18 protein-coding genes are annotated in these 21996 nt (G+C 66.2%); 2 read left to right on the forward strand and 16 right to left on the reverse strand.

Annotated features, from left to right (window positions below):
- From BLIN9172_RS10425 to glyA, 9 genes are all read right to left on the reverse strand, one after another.
- On the reverse strand, positions 1-254 hold a 254-nt coding region (locus tag BLIN9172_RS10425), incomplete at its 3' end, for a transposase (protein ID WP_145997952.1).
- Positions 255-300: 46 nt separating this feature from the next.
- Positions 301-981, reverse strand: coding sequence for a GntR family transcriptional regulator (locus tag BLIN9172_RS10430; RefSeq protein ID WP_101555027.1), 681 nt, complete (start codon positions 979-981; stop codon positions 301-303).
- A 158-nt stretch (positions 982-1139) separates the two neighbouring features.
- On the reverse strand, positions 1140-1994 hold the full coding sequence (gene purU / locus BLIN9172_RS10435) for a formyltetrahydrofolate deformylase (protein WP_101555028.1): 855 nt from the start codon (positions 1992-1994) through the stop codon (positions 1140-1142).
- An 82-nt stretch (positions 1995-2076) separates the two neighbouring features.
- The gene (locus tag BLIN9172_RS10440) at positions 2077-3537 is read right to left on the reverse strand and encodes an L-serine ammonia-lyase (protein WP_101555029.1); all 1461 of its coding nucleotides are present in this window, start codon (positions 3535-3537) and stop codon (positions 2077-2079) included.
- Positions 3537-4235, reverse strand: a complete 699-nt coding sequence (locus BLIN9172_RS10445) for a sarcosine oxidase subunit gamma (RefSeq protein ID WP_101555030.1) — start codon at positions 4233-4235, stop codon at positions 3537-3539. Before BLIN9172_RS10445 ends, BLIN9172_RS10440 begins: the two co-directional genes overlap by 1 nt.
- Entirely contained in the window at positions 4228-7152 is a 2925-nt protein-coding gene (locus tag BLIN9172_RS10450; RefSeq protein WP_101555031.1) for a 2Fe-2S iron-sulfur cluster-binding protein, read from the reverse strand. The genes BLIN9172_RS10445 and BLIN9172_RS10450 overlap by 8 nt, the downstream gene beginning before the upstream one ends.
- Positions 7149-7439, reverse strand: coding sequence for a sarcosine oxidase subunit delta (locus BLIN9172_RS10455; RefSeq protein WP_101555032.1), 291 nt, complete (start codon positions 7437-7439; stop codon positions 7149-7151). The genes BLIN9172_RS10450 and BLIN9172_RS10455 overlap by 4 nt, the downstream gene beginning before the upstream one ends.
- A 22-nt stretch (positions 7440-7461) precedes the next feature.
- Positions 7462-8679 (reverse strand): sarcosine oxidase subunit beta family protein, encoded by a 1218-nt coding sequence (locus BLIN9172_RS10460; protein WP_101555033.1) that lies wholly within the window; start codon positions 8677-8679, stop codon positions 7462-7464.
- Positions 8679-10073 carry a serine hydroxymethyltransferase gene (gene glyA / locus BLIN9172_RS10465; protein WP_101555034.1) on the reverse strand — a complete coding sequence of 465 codons (1395 nt, stop codon included), beginning with the start codon at positions 10071-10073 and terminating at the stop codon, positions 8679-8681. The genes BLIN9172_RS10460 and glyA overlap by 1 nt, the downstream gene beginning before the upstream one ends.
- A 136-nt stretch (positions 10074-10209) precedes the next feature.
- Between glyA and BLIN9172_RS10470 the strand changes: the two genes are divergently transcribed.
- Complete coding sequence (locus BLIN9172_RS10470) at positions 10210-10872, forward strand: GntR family transcriptional regulator (RefSeq protein ID WP_101555035.1); 663 nt, start codon at positions 10210-10212, stop codon at positions 10870-10872.
- Between the two features lie 17 nt (positions 10873-10889).
- Here BLIN9172_RS10470 and BLIN9172_RS10475 read toward each other — a convergent pair whose 3' ends face one another.
- The 6 genes from BLIN9172_RS10475 to BLIN9172_RS10500 form a co-directional block, all read right to left on the reverse strand.
- Entirely contained in the window at positions 10890-11582 is a 693-nt protein-coding gene (locus BLIN9172_RS10475; RefSeq protein ID WP_025777255.1) for an IclR family transcriptional regulator, read from the reverse strand.
- A gap of 108 nt (positions 11583-11690) precedes the next feature.
- Complete coding sequence (locus BLIN9172_RS10480; protein WP_101555036.1) at positions 11691-12944, reverse strand: aminopeptidase P family protein; 1254 nt, start codon at positions 12942-12944, stop codon at positions 11691-11693.
- Between the two features lie 100 nt (positions 12945-13044).
- Entirely contained in the window at positions 13045-14394 is a 1350-nt protein-coding gene (locus tag BLIN9172_RS10485; RefSeq protein ID WP_101555037.1) for an MFS transporter, read from the reverse strand.
- 212 nt (positions 14395-14606) lie between these two features.
- Positions 14607-17039 carry a cytochrome b/b6 domain-containing protein gene (locus BLIN9172_RS10490; protein WP_101555038.1) on the reverse strand — a complete coding sequence of 811 codons (2433 nt, stop codon included), beginning with the start codon at positions 17037-17039 and terminating at the stop codon, positions 14607-14609.
- A gap of 1 nt (position 17040) precedes the next feature.
- The gene (locus tag BLIN9172_RS10495; protein WP_101555039.1) at positions 17041-18018 is read right to left on the reverse strand and encodes an electron transfer flavoprotein subunit alpha/FixB family protein; all 978 of its coding nucleotides are present in this window, start codon (positions 18016-18018) and stop codon (positions 17041-17043) included.
- Between the two features lie 11 nt (positions 18019-18029).
- Positions 18030-18806 (reverse strand): electron transfer flavoprotein subunit beta/FixA family protein, encoded by a 777-nt coding sequence (locus BLIN9172_RS10500; protein ID WP_025777250.1) that lies wholly within the window; start codon positions 18804-18806, stop codon positions 18030-18032.
- A gap of 418 nt (positions 18807-19224) precedes the next feature.
- Between BLIN9172_RS10500 and BLIN9172_RS10505 the strand changes: the two genes are divergently transcribed.
- The gene (locus tag BLIN9172_RS10505) at positions 19225-19680 is read left to right on the forward strand and encodes an Lrp/AsnC family transcriptional regulator (protein WP_101555040.1); all 456 of its coding nucleotides are present in this window, start codon (positions 19225-19227) and stop codon (positions 19678-19680) included.
- 292 nt (positions 19681-19972) lie between these two features.
- Here the strand turns inward: BLIN9172_RS10505 and BLIN9172_RS10510 are convergent, their stop codons facing one another.
- On the reverse strand, positions 19973-21922 hold the full coding sequence (locus BLIN9172_RS10510; RefSeq protein ID WP_101555041.1) for a hypothetical protein: 1950 nt from the start codon (positions 21920-21922) through the stop codon (positions 19973-19975).
- Positions 21923-21996 lie beyond the last annotated feature (74 nt).

Below are 21996 nucleotides of genomic sequence, written 5' to 3' on the forward strand. Positions count from 1 at the left end.
GCTAAGACTCGGTCCCAGGTGCCGTCGGCGGCGTAGCGGCGGTGACGTTTCCATACTGTCTGCCACGGCCCGAAATGCTCGCGCGGCAGGTCACGCCAGGCGATGCCAGCGCGGTAGCGGTAGACGATTCCTTCGACGATTCGCCGGTTGTTCTCAAACGGTCGGGCTCTTTTGCCGACGTTTGAGGGCAGAAGTGGTTCGATCTTCTCCCACTGCTCATCAGTGAAGACTCGGTGTCGTTGCTGTGTAGTCACGTCTCCACCGTGCCAGTCCTGGAATGGTCAATAAAGGAGACACGCCCTAGACGCCAGCCTGCTCTCCGAGCCCGGCACGGATGCGGCGGACGGCGTCGTCGAAGGATTCGTCGGTCACCTCGGCGGCGACTGCGGGGTCTCCGGCATCGACGGCGTCCATGAGTCGGCGCTGGTGCTTGAGCAGCGGCGCCTTGGCATCGGCCGCGATCTCCCGCCTCGCGCCGACGAGTTTGTACGCCCGGCAGCGCAGCCACAGGGTCCGGATCGCCTCGACGAGGACGGGGTTGCCCGAGGCGGAGTAGATCGTCGCGAGCAGCTCCTCGTCGTGGTCGAGGTACTCCGAGGCATCGCCGGAGTCGAGCGCCGACTCCATCGCCGCGAACTCCTCGTCCAGGCGCGCCCGGCCCGCCTCATCGAGCTTCTGCGCGCCCCGGACCGTCGCTTCGACTTCGAGGATGCGGCGCACGGAATAGATCTGAAGCAGCTCCTCGGCGGTGAATTGCTTGACCACAGCCCCACGATGCGGACTGGTCTCGACGAGCCCGACCTCCTCGAGCCTGGCCAGTGACTCCCGTACGGGCATGACGCTCGTTCCGAGCGACGCCGCCAGCTGACGGATCCGCAATCGGTCTCCACTGCGATACTCGCCGGAGAGGATGCTCGCCTGCAGCGCCTCGAACACCCGGTCCCCGATGCGCGGTCCGATCTCGGTCTGGGTCTCGCTCATAGTCGACAGTCTATCCACGCCGAGGCGGCATGCAGTGAGCCTGTGGACTCCGTCCCCCGGCGCGGTGAATATACCCCGACCGCTCAGGTTGCCGTCGACCGCTCACCGCATAACGCGGTACAGCGACGGCAACCTGAGCGGTCGGTGAGGAAGAAGGCTCAGCGCAGGACGATGGTCCTCTTGCCCGAGAGGAACACGCGGCCGTCGCAGTGCCACTTCACGGCGTTGGACAGCGCCTTGCACTCGGCATCGCGGCCGGCCGCGACGAGGTCCTCGGGAGTGAAGGCATGGTCGACCTCGACGAGCTGCTGGGCGATGATCGGACCCTCGTCGAGTTCGGAGTTGACGAAGTGCGCGGTCGCCCCGACGGTCTTGACCCCGCGCTCCCACGCCTGGTGGTAGGGCTTCGCCCCCTTGAACGACGGCAGGAACGAGTGGTGGATGTTGATGGCCCGTCCGGTGAGTTCGCGGGCGAGGTCGTCGGAGAGGATCTGCATATAGCGGGCGAGCACCACGAGGTCGACCTCGAAACGGTCGACGAGTTCGAGCAGCTTCGCTTCGGCCTCGGGCTTCGACTCCTTCGTCACGGGGATCCGGAAGAAGGGGATGTGGTGCCATTCGACGAGCTCCCGATGGTCGGGGTGGTTCGACACGACCGCGGCGATCTCGATCGGCAGCTCGCCGACCCGGGCCCGGAAGAGCAGGTCGTTGAGGCAGTGCTCGAACTTCGAGACCATGATGAACACCCGTCGCTTCTGACCCTGCGGCCACAGCTGCCAGGTCGCACCGAACTCCTCGCCGAGGGCCTCGAAGTCGCTGCGCAGCGCTTCGATCCCGTTGCCGGGCTCGTCGGAGACGCTGAAGTCGATGCGCAGGAACAGCTGCTGGGTCGACTGGTCATCGAACTGTTTGAGTTCCTTGATATCGCCGCCGTGGGTGAGCAGAGCGCCGGTCACCGAGTGGAGGATGCCGGGGCGCTCAGCGCATTCGAGGGTGAAGATGTAGTCCTGCATGTCTGAATCTTCCTGTTCAGTAGTGCCGAGTCCGGGGTGGTGCAATATCTGCAGGCGGCGCGAAAACTGGGAATCGTGCCGATCAGCATTCGATGACATTGACGGCGAGTCCGCCGCGCGATGTCTCCTTGTACTTCGATTTCATATCGGCTCCAGTCTGCCGCATGGTCTCGATCGCCTGGTCGAGACTCACCCGATGGGAGCCGTCACCGTGCATGGCCAGCCGAGCCGCATTGATCGCCTTCACCGAGGCGATGGCGTTGCGTTCGATGCACGGCACCTGCACAAGGCCGCCGACCGGATCGCAGGTCAGCCCGAGGTTGTGCTCGAGTCCGATCTCGGCGGCGTTCTCCACCTGCTCCGGTGTTCCGCCGAGCACGGCGCACAGTCCTGCGGCAGCCATCGCGCAGGCCGATCCGACCTCCCCCTGGCAGCCCACCTCGGCGCCGGAGATCGAAGCATTGCGCTTGAACAGGATTCCGATGGCCCCGGCAGTGAGCAGGAATCGCACGACGGCATCGTCCGACACGCTCGCATCGCCCACGCCGTCGCTCCCGCCGATGACGAACCGGTCCATATAGTGCAGCACCGCGGGAATGATGCCCGCGGCCCCGTTCGTCGGTGCGGTGACGATGCGTCCGCCCGAGGCGTTCTCCTCGTTGACGGCCAGCGCGTAGAGGTTGACCCATTCGAGGGCGTCGAGGGAGCCCGATGCCCGATAGTCCGCGGCTTCGAGCTTTGCCTTCAGTTCCGGGGCGCGGCGGCTCACCTTGAGTCCGCCGGGCAGCGTCGTCTCGGCGCGGGTGCAGCCGTTGTGCACGCATTCGCGCATCACCGCCCAGATCTCGAGCAGTCGGGCCCGCAGGGTCTCATCAGTCTGGCGGGCTCGTTCGTTGACCGCCATGAGATCGGCGATGGACAGTCCGTGCGCCCGGCACTGTGCAAGCAGCTCATCGGCGGTGGAGAATTCGATGACGTCACCGTCCCGCGCTGATCCCCGCGCACTGTCCTCGCCGGATCCGGGACCGCTCGCGGCCGCGTCGATCGCCTCGGCGGCGTCCTTCTCCGCGGCGAGCTCCTCGGCGGTGACGACGAAGCCCCCGCCCACCGAGTAGTACTCGCGCTCGATGAGCTCACCGGCCGCCTCGGCGCTGATGCGCATCCCATTGGGATGGCCGGGCAGGGATTCACGCAGGTGCAGCGTGAGGTCCGATCGAACATCGAAGGGCACATCCCTTCGCCCGCCGAGGTTGAGCGTCCCTTCCTCGCGGACCCTGGCGACCAGCGGGCCCACGGAATCCGGGTCGAGCGTCTCCGGTTCCTTCCCGCTCAGTCCGGCCAGCACGGCGGAGTCCGAGCCGTGCCCGATTCCCGTCGCCCCCAGCGACCCGAAGAGACCGACCCGGATCGCGTCGACGCGATCGAGCAGACCCTCTGCGGCGAGTTCGTCGACGAAGCGCACCGCCGCACGCATCGGTCCCACCGTGTGCGAGGAGGAGGGCCCGATGCCGATCGAGAACAGATCGAGGACCCCGAGTGCCATCAGCCGGCGCCCCCTTCAGAACCCGCCGACGAGCCGTCCGCACCGGCCGCCGCCGCATCCTCATCGAGGAATTCGGCCATTCCGTCGAGCAGCCAGCGGACCGTGAAGTCTGCGAAGCTCGCTCGCGGGTAGACACGGTATTCGAGCACCGAGGAGTGATGGAGGATGACCGGCACCGGGCCGAGCGAGGTCACGATCGCCGTGCCGACGCCGAAGGCCCGCGGGTGGAGGTCGGCGCGGCAGCTCTTCTCGAGCACCTCGCGAGCCTTGGACCCGCTCAGCTGCAGGATGGTGCGGTTGGCCGAGAGGTCGAGGGCCTGCCCGGGCAGTCCTGCGAGTCCCGCCTCGGCGACGAGGGTCTCTCCCGGCTGCTGCTGGCGGGAGACGTCGACGGCGAGGAACTCGTCGGGGCTCAGCCACAGGACGTGCAGACCTGCCTGGTCCCCGGTGACCTCGCCGACGCGGCGCGGCAGGGGCAGACCGAAGGTGTCCTCGAGGGACTTCCACGATGCGGAGTCCGGTTCGGCGCGCAGCCCGAGCTGCACGGAGAACGGCAGTTCGCGCAGGGCCACTGCCTTGCCGCCGGCCTGGCTGGCCGCGGCCATCTCACGGCTGAGGTGGGCGGCCGGGGAGACACGCAGATCGTCGAGGCCCGCGGTCGACTTCGCAGGTGAAGTGGTGTAGGTGGTGTCAGCCATCGCGGCGGTTTCCTTCCGGATCGTAGAAGACGGGCGAGGTGATCTCGACATCGATCAAGGTGTCTCCCAGCGGGGACTGAACGATCTCACCTTCACGGTTGCGGCCGTTCTCGACGAGCGCGAGACCGAACGGACGGTCGAGGCTCGGCGAGATATAGGACGAGGTGACGTGGCCGATCATCGGCACCGGTCCGTTCTCCGGTGTGACGGGAGTGCCCGCAGCGATGAGCTGGGCGCCCTCGGCCAGGCGGGTCGTGCCGTCGACGGGCAGCACTCCGACGAGGTGCTTGCGGTCCTCACGGGCCGTGTCGACCCGGGAGTAGGAGCGTTTGCCGATGAAGTCCTTGACCTTCGACACGATCCACTCCATGCCCGCGTCGGCAGGCGTCACGGTGCCGTCGGTGTCCTGACCGACGATGATGAAGCCCTTCTCGGCACGCAGCACGTGCATGACCTCGGTGCCGTACGGGGTGATGTCGAACTCGGCCCCCGCCTCGGCGACGGCCTCCCAGACGGTCAGCCCGTAGAACGTGTCGACGTTGATCTCGAAGGCGAGCTCACCGGAGAACGAGATCCGGCAGATACGGGCGGGAATGCCGCTCGCCAGCGTCGTCTCACGGAAGCCCATGAACTCGAAGGCGTCGTTGGAGACGTCGAGGTTCGGGGCGACCTTCGCGATGACGTCGCGCGACCGGGGGCCGGCCACGGCGACGGTCGACCACTGTTCGGTCACCGAGGTGAAGACGACGTCGAGGTCCGGCCATTCGGTCTGATGCCATTCCTCGAGCCATTCGAGGACGGTCGCCGCTCCGCCGGTGGTCGTCGTCATGTAGTAGCGGTCCTCGGCCACGCGCAGGGTCACCCCGTCGTCGAAGATCATGCCGTCGGGCTTGCACATCAGCCCGTAGCGACCCTTGCCGACCTTGAGCTTCTTGAAGCCATTCGTGTAGATCTGGCCGAGGAACTCTCCGGCGTCGGCCCCGCGGATCTCGATCTTGCCGAGCGTCGAGGCGTCCTGGAAGCCGACGGATTCGCGCACGGCCTTGCCCTCGCGCAGCACCGCCGCCTCCATGTCCTCACCCGGCTTCGGGTAGTACCAGGGCCGCTTCCACTGACCGACGTCTTCGAACTCGGCGCCGTGGGCGACGTGCCAAGGGTGGATCGAGGTGACGCGGGCGGGATCGAAGAGTTCGCCCTTACGCCGTCCGGCCAGTGCCGCGAAGGGCACCGGGGCGAAGGGGGCGCGGAAGGTCGTGTGCCCGACCTGACCGAGGTCGTCGGCCTCCCCCAGCACCGAGGCGATCGCGCCGATCGCGTTGACCGCGGAGGTCTTGCCCTGATCGTTCGCCGTCGAGATCGAGGTGTAGCGCTTGATGTGTTCGACCGAACGCATGCCTGCGCCCATCGCCCGCTGCACATCGGCGACGGTCTGGTCACGCTGGAAGTCGATGAAATGCGTGGTCAGGTTCGGATCGTCCTGCGCGGAGGTGACCAGCCACAGCGGACGGGCCGGAGCATACGCCGTCGGCGAGGCGGCGGGGACGGCGAGGGCGGCCGGGAAACCGGTGCGGTTCGCCGCCTGGCTGCCTGCCTCGGCGCCCTGCCGCAGAGCCGCCTCGAGGGAATAGTCCCCGGTCACTGCTCCGACCGTGAACTGGTCACGCACGGGCGTCGTCGGCACGAAGGCCGCGATGTCGACATTCCAGTGGATTGCGCCCTTGCGCTGACCGTGCAGGTGGATGACCGGTGAATGCCCGCCGGATACGGCGAGCAGGTCGACGGCGATGCTCTCACCGTTCTCGGCTGCGACGGCGTCGGCGTCGAGCTCGGCGACGGTGAGGGAGCTGATGCGTCCGGAGGGCCCATCACCGGCGGTGCCGGTGACGGCGGAACCGAGGATGAGCCGGGTGCCCGTGGCTGCGGTGACGGATTCTGCGATCGCCGAGGCGGTCGGACGGGAATCGATGACCGCGGGGACGGTGATGCCTGCCGCGTGGAGGTCGGTGACGAGGTCATAGGCGGAGTCGTTCGTCGTCGCCACGGCCACGTTCTGCCCTGCGGCGACCCCGTAGCGGCCAAGGTAGGTGCGCACGGCCGAGGCCAGCATGATGCCGGGGCGGTCGTTGTCGGCGAAGACGATCGGACGGTCGTGAGAGCCGGTGGCGAGCACGACCTGACCGGCGCGAATGTGCCAGACCTTCTGCCGCACTCCGTGGCCGCCGGCGGCGGCAACCGCGTCGGTGCGGTCTTCGAGGGCGACGAAGTAGTTCGAGTCGTAGCTGCCGAAGACCGTGGTGTTCGGGACATAGGTGAGTTCTTCGTGCTCGGCGAATCCGGCGACGGTGGACTCGACCCACTCCAGGGCGTCGACGTCGTCGATGGTCTCGGCCGTGGCCGGTCCCGCCGCCAGCAGCGAGCCGCCGGGCAGCGACTGGTCGTCGAGGAGCAGGGTACGGGCACCGGACTTGCCGGCCTCACGTGCGGCGGCGAGTCCGGCGGGGCCAGCGCCGACGATGAGGACGTCGGTGTGCACATGCTTGTGCTCGTAGGTCAGTTCGTCCTGGCCGGGGTCGAGGATGCCGAGTCCGGCGAGGTAGTCGGCCTCGAGCCCTTCGGCGATGGCGACGCGGGTGGCGGGCAGCATCGACTCGGAGACGTCTCCGGAGAACCGGGAGTGCACGCGCACGAGCGCATTGGACTCCTCGACGCCGGCGCCGAGGATGCCGCGGGCGCGTCCGAGGTAGGTCGAATTGCCGCAGTCGATGCGGCCGGAGGCGATCAGCGCGCTGGCGATCGTGTCACCGGCGAAGCCCGAGTAGGCCTGTCCGTCGACGGTGAAGTCGATCGGGCGGGTGGTGTCGATGCCGGTGGCAGAGGGCAGACGAGACGCGGAGTGCAGACGGGTGGTGTTCGTCATCGAACCTCTCCTTGTGTGTCGGGACGGGGCGAGCCGATCGGGTAGATCGCGGTGAAGTCGTAGGTGGCCGTGTCGCGGACGGCATTGAACCACTTCCGGCAGCCGGCGCTGTGGCTCCACATCTCGGCGAAGGCACCGCGGCTGTTCTCACGGTAGAAGAGGTACTCGGCCCATTCCCTGTCGGTCAGGGCGTACGGGTCGTCGGGGTAGGCAACGTGGGCCTGTCCGCCGTAGTGGAATTCGGTTTCGTCGCGTGGCCCGCAGTTCGGGCAGTGGATGAGCAGCATGTCGGTGTCTCTTTCCTTCCGCTCAGTGGGCCACGGCTGCGGCGCCGTGTTCGTCGATGAGGTGACCGGTTTCGAAGCGGTCGAGGGCGAATGGGGCGTTGAGCGGGTGGGGTTCGTCGTTCGCGATGGTGTGGGCGTAGGTGAAGCCCGCCGCCGGTGTTCCCTTGAAGCCGCCGGTGCCCCAGCCGCAGTTGGCGTAGAGTCCGTCGACCTCGGTCTTCGACACGATCGGTGAGGCGTCGAGGGTGACGTCGACGTTGCCGCCCCAGGTGCGCAGCACATGGGCGCGGGCGAAGATCGGGAAGAGCTCGACCGCGGCGGCCAGCTGTTCCTCGATGACGTGGAAGCCGCCTCGTTGGCCGTATCCGTTGTAGGAGTCGACGCCGGCGCCCATGACGAGTTCGCCCTTGTGCGCCTGGGAGACGTAGACGTGGACGTGGTTGGACATGACCACGGTCGGGTGCACGGGTTCGAAGAGTTCGGAGACCAGCGCCTGCAGCGGGTGGGTCTGGATCGGCAGGCGGATCCCGGCCATGTCGGCGAGCACCGAGGAGTCCCCGGCCACGGCCAACGCGACCTTCTCGGTGGCGATCGGTCCGCGGTTCGTCTGCACGCCGACGACCTGATCGCCGATGCGTTCGATGCCGGTGACTTCGCAGTTCTGGATGATGTCGACACCCATTTCGTCGGCCTTGCGGGCGAAGGCCCAGGCGACGTGATCGTGCTTGGCGATGCCGGCACGCGGCTGATAGGTGCCGCCCATCACGGGGTAGCGGAGGTCGTCGCCGATGTTGATGATCGGGCAGACTTCCTTGACTTGGCTTGCATCGAGCCATTCGGCGTCGACGCCGTTGAGCGTGTTCGCATTCACCCGTCGCTGGGATTCGCGGACATCCTGGAGGGTGTGGGCGAGGTTGAGCACACCGCGCTGGGAGAAGAGGAAGTCGTAGTCGAGCTCTTCGGGCAGCTGCTCCCAGAGCTTGAGGGACTTCTCGTAGATCGCGGCGGATTCGTCCCATAGGTAGTTCGAGCGGATGATCGTCGTGTTGCGGGCCATGTTGCCCCCGGCGAGCCAGCCGCGTTCGAGAATGGCGATGTTCGTCATTCCGTGGTTCTTCGCCAGGTAGTAGGCGGTGGCCAGGCCGTGTCCGCCGCCGCCGACGATGACGGCTTCATAGGACTTCTTCGGCTCCGGGTTGCGCCACAGGAAGTCGGGGTGTTCGGGAAGCTGGTCAGCCATCAGCGTGCTCCGATCTCGGTGAGGGTGGGGTACAGGGGGTGGTCGTTCGCCAGTCGGGTGACGCTTGCGCTCAGTTCGGCGATGATCTCCGGGCTTGCGCCGTTGTCGTCGGTGCCGGCCTTGAGCGCTTGCGCGATGATGTCGGCGACCTCGACGAAGGCTGCGGAACCGAAGCCGCGGCTGGCCAGTGCCGGGGTGCCGATCCGCAGTCCGGAGGTGACCATCGGCGGTCGGGGGTCATCGGGGACGGCGTTGCGGTTGACGGTGATGCCGATCTGGGCGAGCAGATCTTCGGCCTGGGCTCCGTCGAGGGTCGAGTTGCGCAGATCGACGAGGACGAGGTGGACGTCGGTGCCGCCGGTGAGGACGGAGATCCCGCGCTCGGCGACATCGCTTTCGGTCAGGCGGCGGGCGAGTTCAGAAGCCCCGGCCAGGGTCCGCTTCTGCTTGTCGACGAACGTGTCGGTGGCGGCCAGGCCGAAGGCCACGGCCTTGCCGGCGATCACGTGTTCGAGGGGTCCGCCCTGCTGACCGGGGAAGACGGCGGAGTTGATCTTCTTTGCGATGTCCGCGTCATTGGTGAGGATGATGCCGCCTCGGGGGCCGCCGAGGGTCTTGTGCGTCGTCGAGGACACGACGTGGGCGTGCGGGACCGGTGAGGGGTGGAGTCCGGCGGCGACGAGTCCGGCGAAGTGGGCCATGTCGACCATGAGGTAGGCACCGACGGAGTCGGCGATGCGGCGGAACTCGGCGAAGTCGAGCTGCCGGGTGTAGGCCGACCAGCCGGCGACGATGAGCTTCGGCTGGTGTTCCTGAGCGAGGCGTTCGACTTCGGCCATGTCGACGCGTCCGGTGTCGTCGAGACCGTAGGGGACGATCGAGTAGAGGCGGCCGGAGAAGTTGATCTTCATTCCGTGGGTGAGGTGGCCGCCGTGAGCGAGGTTGAGTCCGAGGACGGTGTCGCCGGGACGGATGAGGGCGTGCATGACCGAGGCGTTGGCCTGAGCACCGGAGTGCGGCTGGACGTTGGCGTATGCGGCGCCGAAGAGGGCCTTGACGCGGTCGATGGCGATGCGTTCGATCTCATCGACGTGTTCGCAGCCACCGTAGTAGCGGCGGCCCGGGTAGCCCTCGGCGTACTTGTTCGTGAGCACCGATCCTTGAGCCTCCATGACTGCCGCGGCGGTGTGGTTCTCCGAGGCGATCATCTCCAGGCCCTCGCGCTGCCGGGCCAGTTCGGCGTCGATGAAGCCGGCGATGGAGGGATCGAGTTCGGCGATCGGAGTGCTCAGTTCGACGGGTTCACGGCTGGGGAACGTCTCGGCGGAAGCGCCCGCCGAGGCATCGGGCGTGGCGGTGTCATCGACGGCGGGAGCCGCGAGCTGCTCTGTCATGGATCTCCTTCGATCGGTGCCGATCAGCCGACCTCGTCTGATCAGCAACTAATATATCAGATGCGTTCCTGTAGTGTAGGCAGAGAGATCCAGCCGACGCAATACGTTGTCCGCAAAGAGTTCGAGGAGTCTTCTCATGAGCACATCCGCCGATGCGACGTCACCGACGACGTCCTTGGCGAATCACGCCTATGAGATCCTGCGGCACCGGCTCATCATGCTCGACATCGCTCCCGGCGATCCGATCAACGAGGCGGCCCTGAGCTCCGAGCTCGACGTCGGGCGAACCCCCATCCGAGAGGCCCTCAAACGCCTCGAGCGCGATCACCTCGTCGTGTCGTATCCGCGGCGCGGGACCTTCGCCACGAATGTCGACCTCACCGATCTGTCGACGATCTCGGAGATGCGCGAGGCTCTCGAACCGATCGCCGCCAGGCGCGCGGCGCGCAACCTCACCCCGGAGCGGCGCATGGACTTCACGGCCGCCATCGCCGACCTCAGGGCGCTCGAGGCGACCGACGAGCAGCGCACTCTCATGGAGCGCGACCTCGACGTCCATCGCCTCATCTACAGCTCTGTGGACAACCCGCACCTGTCGGAGACCCTCATCCGCCTCGACGATCTGGCCACCCGCATCTGGTGTCTGGTCATCCCGGGGATCCCGGATCTCGTCACCCACATCCGCGAGCACATCGATCTGCTCGAGGCGATCCTCGACGGCGATGAGGAGGCCGTCGCCGCCCGCGCCGCCGAGCACGTCCGCGAGTTCGACAAGACCGTCCGCTCCACCTTGCGCTGAGCGCCGGCAGTCACATCTCAGTGACCGCCGAGCCGCTGCGACACCCGTTTGGCAGCTTGGACGCAATGTTCGCCGAGTTCGGCGACTCGGTCGGCATCGGTGCGGAATTTCGGTGCGGCGATGAGGATCGCTGCGGTGACCTCTCCGCGATGATCGCGCACCGGCGCGGCGATGCCGACCTCGTGCGGTGAGGTCTCTGCATCGTTGAGGGCATAGGCGAAACCGTCGGCGTGTCCTGTTCCGGCCGCGGCGTTGAGGAACACCTTCACCGAGGCGCTGCCCTCCGTTCGGTACCTCGACCCCAGACTGGAGGTGTGCTTGACCGGCTGGGGACTCGGTATCTGCTCGACCGTGATCGCCTCCGCCCCGTCCCAGACCATCAGCGCACTCGTCTCCGTGGTCGTGCGCGTGAGCGTCTGCAGGATCGGGTAGGCGGCACGTCGGACGTCGAGGTCGGCCAGCAGCGGCCCGGCGATCGCAATGATCCCGAGGCCGAGGCGATACCGTTTGGACGGCACCTGCTCGACGATACCCTCCTGCTCGAGTGAGGCGAGGATGCGTGACACCGAACTCTTGTGCAACCCCACACGCGGTGCGATTTCAGTGACTCCGAGTTCCTGTCGATCGGGTGAGAAGCATCGGAGGATGGCCACGGTGTTCTCGATGACCGAGGCGCCGCGTCGTGACTGGTCGGAAGAGTGTGGGGACATGTGGTGATTATATTCGCAGGCGATCGCGCCGGCCGGTGCTACGAGACGATGTGCGCTCGCAGAACCGGCCGACGCCCAGGTTCTCGGTCGATTCGAACGGACTGCCGATCAGGCCGGAATGATGTTGTGTTCGGGGCCGAAGGGGAACTTCGTGATGTCCTCGGATTCGTCCTCCCCGACGACGACGATGTCGTGTTCGCGGTATCCGCCGGCGCCCGGCTGCCCCTCGGGAATGGTGATCATCGGTTCCATGGAGATGACCATGCCCGGCTCGATGACGGTGTCGATGTCCTCGCGCAGTTCGAGCCCGGCCTCGCGCCCGTAGTAGTGGCTGAGCACGCCGAAGGAATGCCCGTAGCCGAAAGTGCGGTTGGCGAAGAGCCCGTTCTCGAGATAGATCTCGTTGAGCTCGGCCGCGATGTCCTGGCACACGGCGCCCGGCTTGATGAGTTCGATGCCGCGCTTATGCACCTCGACGTTGACATTCCACAGCTCGAGCGAATGCTCATCGGGCTGACCGTAGAAGAGTGTGCGCTCCAGTGCCGTGTAGTAGCCGGTCGGCATCGGGAAGCAGTTGAGGCTGAGGATGTCACCCTTGCGGACCTTGCGCGTGGTCGCCCAGTTGTGGGCGCCGTCGGTGTTGATCCCCGACTGGAACCACACCCACGTGTCTCGAACCTCCTGGTCGGGGAAGGTCTTCGCGATCTCGTGAACCATCGCCTCGGTGCCGATGAGAGCGACCTCGTACTCGCTGATCCCTTCGGTGATCGCCTCTCTGATCGCCTCGCCGCCGAGGTCGCCGATCCTAGCGCTGTGCTTGATCACCTCGATCTCCTCGGCCGACTTGATCATCCGCTGGCGCATGGCCTCGTGGGAGACGTCGACGAGCGTTGCGTCCGGGAATGCACCCTGGATCCGATTGCGGTTCTCCAGCGGCAGATTGTCGTCCTCGACGCCGAGGCGGCGGGGATTGCCGATCCCACGTTGACGCAATCCCTCTTGGATCGCGAAGTAGTAGTTGTCCCGACGCCAATCGGTGTAGACGATGTTTTCGCCGTAGCTGGTCCGCCAGGGCATGCCGGCGTCGATGTTCGCGGTGATGGTGACCGTGTCGTCGGGCGTGACGACCATGGCATAGGACCTGCCGAAGTAGGTGAAGAGGAAGTCAGAGTAGTACTTGATGTTGTGGTACGAGGTGAGGATCACGGCGTCGAGCTCCTTCTCGGCCATGATCGAACGCAGTCCGGTCAGCCTGCGCTCCATCTCCGCGTCGGAGAACGTCAGTGGTGTCTTCGACCCGTTGTGCAGGACCTTGATTCGCTCCAGGTCGGCGACGGATGCGTTGTCGGCGAAGGTGGTCATCGTTTTCTCCTATTCGTTCGGCACGGCTGCGCGTCGGGCACAGCCGCGTGTGATTGACAGCTGCGCGTCCGGCGAGCTGCGAGAGTGGCGGCTGCGCTCGTCAGACTTCGCGCAGGGGTTTGTGGAAGGTCTCCTTGGCGCAGATGACAGCGCCCAAGCAGACGGCCGCGGCGGCCATGAGGTACCAGCCGGGAGCCAGGTTCGAGTTGGTCACCCCGATGAGCAGAGTGGCCATGAACGGCGCCGTACCGCCGAACAGCGCGTTGGAGACGTTGAAGCTCACGGCAAATCCGGTGTAGCGGATCCGGGTCGGGAACATCTCTGCAAGGAAGCTCGGCAGGGTGCCGTCGTTGAGCGTGAGCATGGCCCCGAGGGCGATCTCAATGAGGACGACGACAGCGAAGCTTCCGGTATCGAGGAGCATGAAGGCAGGCACCGTGAGGACGATGAAGCAGATGGAGGCGATGGTGAGCATCCGTTTGCGCCCGAACCGGTCGGAGGCCAGACCGGTGAGCAGGATGAAGCCGATGTAGGTCGCAAGAGCAATGGTCGTGGCGATGAATGATTCCGTCGCCCCGTAGCCGAGTTCCGTGGTGAGATACGTGGGCATGTAGGTGAGGACGACGTAGAAGCCGACAGCATTGAGCAGGACCGCGCACATCGCGATGAGCAGCGGACGCCAGTGATCACGGAACATCGCGAACACCGGGGCCTTGATGACCTCGTCCTGCTGCGCGAGCTCACGGAAGGCCGGGGTGTCCTCGAGCCGGGTGCGGATGTAACGGCCGATGAGTCCCATGGGCGCGGCGAGGAAGAACGGGAGCCTCCAACCCCAGGTCTCCAGCTGAACGTCGGTGAGGGCAGCGGACAGCACTGCGGCCAGCACGGAGCCCAGCAGCAGGCCGGTCGCCGTGCTGGCGGGAACCACTGCCGCGTACAGTCCGCGTCGCCGCGGTGGTGCGTATTCGACGAGGAACGCCGAGGCGCCCGCATATTCGCCTGCCGCGGAGAATCCTTGGACGAGGCGGACGACGAGCAGCAGCACCGGTGCGAGGAAGCCGGCGACGGCGAAGCTCGGCAGCAGACCGATCGCAAAGGTCGAGACCGACATGATGAGGATCGACACGGACAGTGCTGAGCGGCGTCCGATCTTGTCCCCGATATGTCCCCAGATGAAGCCGCCGATGGGACGGACGACGAAGGACACGGCAAAGACCGCGAAGGTCGACAGGAGAGCGAGATTGCCTTCGGACCTGGGAAAGAAGACGAGCGAGATCGTGGTGGCGAAATAGCCGTATACCCCGTAGTCGAACCATTCGACGAAGTTGCCGACGAAGCTGGCCGAGACGACACGTCGCAGCGTCCGCTTATGTTCGAGTGTGGGGTGCTCGGACGATGACGGCCTCGTCTTCGCTGCGTCATTGTCCTCTGGAGCCAGGTCCGACTTCATTGTCTTCTCCGATGTGGTGGGCGGCTGAGATTCCCAAAGTTGCATTTATTGCAACTAGGTTGCATTCAACACTAAGATCATCGCATTCCCCGGTCAAGAGATTTCTGTCGGGAATGCGAAAGGACGGCGATCAGGCCCTGCCGGATTCAATATCCGACAGGGCCTGATCGCCGTCCATCTCGGCCTGACCGGCCGAGTGATGAGTGTCTGTCCTACCTGCTCGAAACGCGTCCGAAGAGATTCGCGATCGGAGCCAGCAGCAACGGCCTGGCCGCGAACCACCCGGCCACGACCACGACCATCGCGACGAGGAACCAGATGAGCCCGGCCCAACCGAGCACATTCGTACCCGCGAACATGTACCCGAGATTCTGCCGCAGTCCGGTCGTGAACACGAGGAACACGTGGACGAGGATGAAGAACACGAAGAACAGCATCGTCGGGAAATGGATCGCACGAGCCAACGGCGCCGGGTAGAACTTGTTCAGCCTCGCAGCATCCTTCGGCCACCACTCGCTCATCCGCACACCCGTGATCGCCGCCAACGGAGCCGCGATGAACACGACGATGAAGTACATCAGCTGCTGGAGAGCGTTGTAGTTGACCCACGCCTCTTCCATCGGCCATTCCATCGTCGCGTACTGCAGCATCGCCGAGACCGCGTTCGGGAACACTTCCCAACTGGTCGGCACGATCCGCGCCCAATGCCCGGACACGAACAGCAGCACGACGAAGACCACACCATTGGCCAGCCACAGCAGATCGAGGCTCGTGTGCAGCCAGAGGTTGATGCTGACCTTCTTCCCACCCTTCTTCGGGGTGTAGAACGCCGGCGGCTTCTGCTGGTGACGCACCTGCAGACCCGACCGGATGATGAGCACCATGAAGAAGAGGTTGAGGAAGTGCGTCCACCGCACCCAGCCCGGGAACCCGGGATCGACGAATTCCGGGATGTGATACTCGCCCGGGTAGCGCTCGAGGAACTCCGGCACACCCGGCAGGGTCGTGACACCGCGGGCGGCGAGGATGAGGATCCCGGCCGCGACGATGAGTCCGCCGAGTCCCAGTCCGACGAGCTTCGACCACTGTCCCAGCGACTTCGAACCGATCATGACCGGTTCCTTCGTCGCTGCAGGCTTCGCCGAGGCAGTACTGCCCGAACCCGACGATGTGGCCTTCGCAGCCGGTGCCGTCTTCGCGGCCGGCTTGTCCGCGGTGCGTGCCGCAGCCTTGTCGTCGGCCTTCGCGGCGGGCTTGGCCATCGGCTTTCGCTGGGCAGGCTTGTCCGTGGTCTTCGCCGCGGGCTTGCCCATCGGCTTGCGCTGAGCGGGCTTCTTCTCGGCTCCGTCGGAGGACTTGTCCGACGCCGAGGCGGCTCCCGCTGCCACAGCACCTGCACCGGCAGCGGCTCCCGCACCTGCGGCTGCCGCACCGGCACCGACACCACCGATTCCGGTGCGTCGACCCTGGGGCTTCTTCTCACCGGATCCGTCGGCTGCCGCCGGCGTCGCATCCTGCTTCGCCTCGGCCGTCGACTGTGCATCATCGGCAGGCTTACCGGCCTCGGCAGATGCGGCATCGGTCGACGTGGTCTCAGCGGCCTTCTCCTCGGTCGGAGCCGAAGCGGCAGCCGAGCCTGCGGCAGGTTTGGCAGCGTGTGCGGGGGCGAACCCTTCCGGTGGCCAGGGGTCTCCCCCGGCGGTGCGGGGAAGTCCACGGCGCAGCGGAACATCGGAGAGTTCGCCGGCACCCGAGCCGCCAGCAGCAGCTGCGGCCACACCGGCACCGGCAGCACCGGCGCCAGCTGCGGCGGCAGCGGGAGCAGCGGACGACGATTCAGACGTGGAATCGACTGACGTATCAGCCAAGGCGGTTTCGGCAGAGTCGGCCTGAGCAGCGGATTCCTGCGCGGTGCTCTCGGCGGGCGCGGATACAGCCGCTGCCGGAGCAGCGTCGGCAGCCGAACCCCCAGCAGCCTTGACTCCGGCGGGCGCGAAGCCTTCCGGCGGCCAGGGGTCTCCGCCGGCGACGCGCGGCAGACCACGGCGCAACGGAACCTCGGCGGCGGGAGCAGATTCAGAGGCGGCAACGGCAGCGCCAGCCGCAGCTCCGGCACCGGCCGTTGCAGCGGCGGCAGCCGGGGCAGCCGACGACTGTTCGTCCGACTCGACGGACGCCGCGTCCTCGGTCGAATCCTCGACAGCGACATCCTCTTCGACTGCAGGCTCCTCGGAAGCAGGCACTTCGGCCGACGCAGCGGGAGCGGCCGAAGCACCGGTGGCCTTCACCCCGGCAGGAGCGAGACCTTCCGGCGGCCACGGCTCTCCACCTTCAACGCGCGGCAGACCGCGGCGCAGCGGAACCTCGGCCGCAGTAACTGCCTCAACGGGCTCCTCGACCAATTCCTCAACGGGCTCTTCGGCTTCGGCGGAAGCCACGGTCCCCGTCGAATCCTCGGTCTCGGTCACATCGGACTCGGCCGCCTCGGCGGGGGAACCTTCATCCAGTTCCTCCGTCTCGGCAGTCTCCGGCAGCCACGACGCGCCCTCTTCCAAGGGTTCGCCGATGGTGCCGTCCGGGGGCCAGGGGTCTCCGCCTTCGACCCGGGGCAGACCCGAGCGCAGCGAACTGGAATAGGTGGCCATATCAGGACTTGTTCTCGCTCAGTGATTCGATGGCCTGGGGAACGACCTTGAACAGGTCGCCGACAACACCGAAATCGGCGATGTCGAAGATCGGAGCTTCGGCGTCCTTGTTGACCGCGACGATGGTCTTCGAGGTCTGCATACCCGCCTTGTGCTGAATCGCACCGGAGATGCCGAGAGCCACATAGAGCTGCGGGGACACCGACACACCGGTCTGGCCGACCTGGTGCGACTGGGCGATGTAACCGGCATCGACGGCCGCACGGGAGGCACCGACGGCAGCACCGAGGGTATCGGCGAACTCGCCGACGAGCTCGAAGGACTCCTCCGAACCGACGCCGCGACCACCCGAGACGACCTTCTGCGCACCGCGCAGCTCGGGACGCGAGGAGGTTTCGACAACAGCTTCGAACGAATCGATCGCAGCCGAGCGCTTACCGGAATCGGCAACCTCGAGGGCCTGCGTGTTCGCGGACTGTGCCTCGGCGCGGGCTTCGATCGAACCCAGACGCACGGTGACGATGGGCGCACCGAAGGTCGGGGCCGAGGAGGCGGTGTAGCCGCCGCCGTACACGGAGTGGTTGGCCACGATGCCCTCGGAGTCGCGTTCGAGTCCGATGGCGTCGACGGACACGGCTGACCCGCTGCGCACGGCGTAGCGACCGGCGATGTCACGACCATCGAGGGTATTGGGCACAAGCACGGCGTCGGGCGCGGTGAGCTCCGCAGCTGCGGCCACGGCGTCGACGGCCGCGGTGCCGAGGTTGCCCTCGGCGGCTGCGGCGGTCAGGGTCGACACGGCACCGAGTTCGGCGGCCTTCTCGGCAGCGGCGTCGGCGCTGCCGGCGGCGAGCACGAGGGCGACGGGCGAGCCGATCTCAGCGGCACCGCCGAGCAGTTCGGCGGCCGGCTTCTCCAGCTGGCCTTCGGCATCGGCGGTGAGGACGACGAGAACGGAATCCTGCGGGAATTCTGACATGACGATTCTCCTTAGGCCAGACGGTTCTTGGTGAGGTATTCGGCGAGTTCGACTCCGCCATTGCCTTCGTCGACGACCTTCTCGCCGGCTTCGCGCGGCGGCTTCTCGGCGACGGTGACCATGATCGAACGCGCGGTCGACTGATCTTCGGCGTCGATGTCGAGATCGGCCAGGCTGATGACCTCGAAGGGCTTCTTCTTCGCTGCCATGATGCCCTTGAAGTTCGGGAATCGGGCCTCGGGAAGCGCCTCGGTGATGGAGATGACGGCGGGCAGTTCGGCCGAGACCTGCTGCTTGCCGCCTTCGATGGCGCGGCTGCCGGAGACCTTGCCGCCTTCCAGTTCGACAGTCGTCAGGCCGGTCACGTGCGGGTAGTCGAGATGCTCGGCGAGCATCGCCGGCATCATGCCGCCGTTGCCGTCGGTGGAGACGTTGCCGGTGACGACGAGGTCGTACTCACCGCGGCGCAGAGCAGCGGCGAGCACCTCGGCGGTCAGCCCGAGATCGGCACCGCCCAGCGACTCGTCGGCCACGTGCACGGCATTGTCGGCGCCCATGGCCAGACCCTTGCGGATCGTGGCGGTCGCGGTATCGGGCGCCATCGAGATGACGGTCACCTCGGTGTCGCCGTCGGAGTCCTTCTGCGTCAGCGCGACCTCGAGGGCACGCTCACCGATCTCGTCGAGGACGGCTTCCGAGGCGCCGCGATCGGCAAGCCCGGTTTCCAAGTTCAACTTGCGGTCGCCGTAGGTATCCGGGACCTCTTTGACCAACACCGCGATCTTCAAGGATGACTCCTTAGGTTCGTGAAGCAGTTCCAGCTGCGTGAGACTTTCGTCTCATAATCTACAGGTGGCTGATTTCCGTCCGTTGACCGGGTCCAGGTAAGAACCGGCCATGTCCATCACCCATGGTACGTGGTAGGCACCACAGATATCTCCGTTACTGTACGAACGATCGACAGAATTTGTCCAGCGCGTCGGACTCCGCAACCATGCGGACTTTCCTCGCCGAGGCGGGGCCCCTGTCGTCGACGACGGGACCTCGACGCAGGGTCATCCCCTCGCCGAGGCGGGGCCCTAGAATGGGAAGGAGACCGACCAGTCCTCCCGGTGCCCACCGCCGCCTCTCCGCGCGAGTGCATCAGGGCAGGTTGAACGCAGAGGTCGCAGGCAAGACGCAGACATCAACGGTGAAGGAGCGCCCGTGGCATTCGACCTCGACGACATCGACCGCAGCATCATCGCCGCCCTCGTCGAGGACTCGCGCCTGAGCGTGCGCCAGCTGGCCGAACGCGTCCACATCTCCCGCTCTGCCGCGCACAAGCGCTTCACCACCCTCATCGAATCGGGGGCGATCAGGAGATTCACCGCCGAGGTGGACCGCGAGGCCCTCGGCATGACAGTCACCGCAGTTGTCGTCGTCAAGATCGGCGACCGCCCCTGGCCGCAGGTCCGCGAGGACTTGGCCGCTCTGCCCTTCGTCGAGAAGGTCCAAGCCGTCAGCGGTGACATCGACGCCCTGGTCACCGTGAACGCCCCGGACAACACGGCCCTGTCACAGGTGATCCTGCGCCGGATCCACGAAGTCCCGGGCGTCGCATCCTCCCGCTCACTCCTCATCCTCGACGAGGCGGAGGGACATCGCCCCGGCGCGGGGTGAGGGCCGCGATTTTCCCGCCCGACAGGGCACCTACTTCTGACAGCGCGAAGCCCCCGGCGCCGGAATTTGCGCCGAGGGCTTGATGACGTGAAACAGAGAGAATCGCGCACGCCGCATCCACCACTTCAAGCCAGCGTGTCAACCGCCTTAGGAAAGACCAGCGTTGCGTAATTCTCATAGGCTAGCCTAACCCGGGGATCGGGTGTGCACAACAGTCTGGTGCCGATTTCTCCGCCGTTGCACGGAATCGGCGCAGGCGCCGTCACAGTGGAATCGGGGCGCCTGCCTCGTTCTAATCCCTCGGCCCCGCGAGCAGCATGAGCGCGGCACTGGCGACGATGCGTCGGTACACCGGCTCCACGGAGATCGCGCCATCGGTCTTCGTGAGGAGCCCGAGTTCGATGAGTTCCTGCAGCTCGTCAGCCAGCAATGCGGAGAGCCGCTCCGCACGCTCCTCGTCGATGTCGAGTTCGGGGCGTTCGGGCGCGGCGTCGGGAGTGATGATCTCGATGAGACGCTGGGCGATCGTGATCGCCGGGGCTGCGAAGTCTTCTCCGGGGACGAGGTTGACCACATCGAGGAGCCGTTCGTAGATGAACGCACCGATGACCGGCAGCGCTGTATCCGCGCTGACCTCGCCTGAGCGCCACTGGTCGGCAGCGCCGGCGGGGCGGACCTTCGTCCCGGTGATTTCGATGATCTCCGCACTCTGCATAACGGCCCACATCGCTTCGAGGACGGGCACCTCATCGGCGCTGCGCGCATAGTTCACGCCGTCTTCGTACCGGGCGTTCGAGGCCACACCGACGGCGTCGATGCCGAACTTTCCGGCCGCCTCGGCGATATCTGCGCGCTTCACCCGCCCTGTTCCGGTCACCTGTCGGAAGTCGCCGATCCATTCGAGCATGCTGGCCACACCTGTGACGAGGTTGTTGTTCGGCAAGGGCTGCGCGAGCTGCTCCTCGTTCAGGGCATTGGCTTCGACGGCGGCCATCAGAGCCGAGGGCAGCGGGTCTGTGCGCATGCTCGCGGCCTCGGCGCGGGCACGGGCGGAGTTCCAGCGTTCGGGGGATTCGTCGGTGTCCATGCGGAAGCGGAGATAGTTGTCGAGAGCTTCGAGGCTGTCGAGGAAGATCACTGTCGAAGGCGATTCGCCATCGGTCTTCTCGGCTTCCTCCTGTCCGTCGACGGCGAAGCTTTCGAGGACGTCGAGGAGGTCGTCGATTCCCTCCGGCTCATCGATATCTGCGCGGGAGGACACGGCGATGCAGAACAGGAGGTGGGCGATGTCGAAGACCTCTGAGTCCTCGTCGACATCATCGTAGGTCTCGGCCAGCCAGTCGCGGAAGCGCTGGTAGAGCGGCATCTCGTAAACGGTCTTCTCGACCTCGTCCATTCGTTCATCGGCGCCCCGCCGGTCACCGTTGGGATTCGCCTGCGCAGTCGCCTCGGCACTCGATCCGCCGAGCCACTCCGGCAGCTCCTGTGCTGCGGCAGGGCCGTCCTGGGCTTCCTGGACATCGTGGTTCACGTGGCCGGTGGAGCCGTAGGTGCCGGCAACCGGTTCCGGATAGCCGTCGAGCGGCATGAGCTCGTCGACGACCTGTTCGGCTGAGACCTTGTCCCGCTTGGTCAGTCGTACGACCGCAGCGGCCACGGCGAGCATGGACCCTTCGAGGACCGGACGTCCGCTGTTGCTGGTGATGAGGCGGTCGAGACTGTCGACGACGCGTCCCTTATGCGCCAGGGCCAGGATGTCGCGGGCTGCGTTTCGGGACTTCTTCACCGGCCACTTCGGCGCCATCACTCCGCCGAGCTTCGGTCCGTGGGCATCATCGGTGAACCATTCGTCGACCAGACCCATCGCCGCCCCGGTCACCTGTGCGACGCTCGGCTTGAAATCCTCGGGGTCGGAGGGCAGGGAGGCCACAACAGCCTCGGCGCGCATGATATCGCCGTCGGCGAAGGCAAGGGAGAAGGACCGCAGCGCCCCCAGAGCCAGTCCGCGGTGAGCACCGACCGGGTTGAACAGACGGCGGTTGTACTCCCCCTGCGCCTTCTCCATAGCTGCGTGGAATTCGGCTTCGGTGAAGTCCGCATTCGGATCGTCGATGTCGACGCCTTCGGCCTTGAGGAACGGCGCCAGTTCCCGCATCATCCGATCGCCCATGCCGGGGTCGTGGCTGATTTTGCCGCCCGCTGCCATACCGTGGAATTCGGGACCGTCGAAGAAAGTAGACACGCATTGCTCCTGCCGAGGATGAACTGAAGCAATAACGGTAACAAGTCAGACCTCGTCCGCCCCAGAACCGACCC

The sequence above is a fragment of the Brevibacterium linens ATCC 9172 genome (assembly GCF_900169165.1).
Taxonomy (GTDB): domain Bacteria; phylum Actinomycetota; class Actinomycetes; order Actinomycetales; family Brevibacteriaceae; genus Brevibacterium; species Brevibacterium linens.

Excerpts from the sequence above, each read along its gene's own strand:
- BLIN9172_RS10470 (WP_101555035.1), top strand. The coding sequence starts at position 10,210 with ATGAGCACATCCGCCGATGCGACGTCACCGACGACGTCCTTGGCGAAT.
- glyA (WP_101555034.1), bottom strand. The coding sequence starts at position 10,073 with ATGACAGAGCAGCTCGCGGCTCCCGCCGTCGATGACACCGCCACGCCC.
- BLIN9172_RS10480 (WP_101555036.1), bottom strand. The coding sequence starts at position 12,944 with ATGACCACCTTCGCCGACAACGCATCCGTCGCCGACCTGGAGCGAATC.
- BLIN9172_RS10475 (WP_025777255.1), bottom strand. The coding sequence starts at position 11,582 with ATGTCCCCACACTCTTCCGACCAGTCACGACGCGGCGCCTCGGTCATC.
- BLIN9172_RS10485 (WP_101555037.1), bottom strand. The coding sequence starts at position 14,394 with ATGAAGTCGGACCTGGCTCCAGAGGACAATGACGCAGCGAAGACGAGG.
- BLIN9172_RS10495 (WP_101555039.1), bottom strand. The coding sequence starts at position 18,018 with ATGTCAGAATTCCCGCAGGATTCCGTTCTCGTCGTCCTCACCGCCGAT.
- BLIN9172_RS10445 (WP_101555030.1), bottom strand. The coding sequence starts at position 4,235 with ATGGCTGACACCACCTACACCACTTCACCTGCGAAGTCGACCGCGGGC.
- BLIN9172_RS10450 (WP_101555031.1), bottom strand. The coding sequence starts at position 7,152 with ATGACGAACACCACCCGTCTGCACTCCGCGTCTCGTCTGCCCTCTGCC.
- BLIN9172_RS10490 (WP_101555038.1), bottom strand. The coding sequence starts at position 17,039 with ATGGCCACCTATTCCAGTTCGCTGCGCTCGGGTCTGCCCCGGGTCGAA.
- BLIN9172_RS10440 (WP_101555029.1), bottom strand. The coding sequence starts at position 3,537 with ATGGCACTCGGGGTCCTCGATCTGTTCTCGATCGGCATCGGGCCCTCC.
- BLIN9172_RS10430 (WP_101555027.1), bottom strand. The coding sequence starts at position 981 with ATGAGCGAGACCCAGACCGAGATCGGACCGCGCATCGGGGACCGGGTG.
- purU (WP_101555028.1), bottom strand. The coding sequence starts at position 1,994 with ATGCAGGACTACATCTTCACCCTCGAATGCGCTGAGCGCCCCGGCATC.
- BLIN9172_RS10460 (WP_101555033.1), bottom strand. The coding sequence starts at position 8,679 with ATGGCTGACCAGCTTCCCGAACACCCCGACTTCCTGTGGCGCAACCCG.
- BLIN9172_RS10455 (WP_101555032.1), bottom strand. The coding sequence starts at position 7,439 with ATGCTGCTCATCCACTGCCCGAACTGCGGGCCACGCGACGAAACCGAA.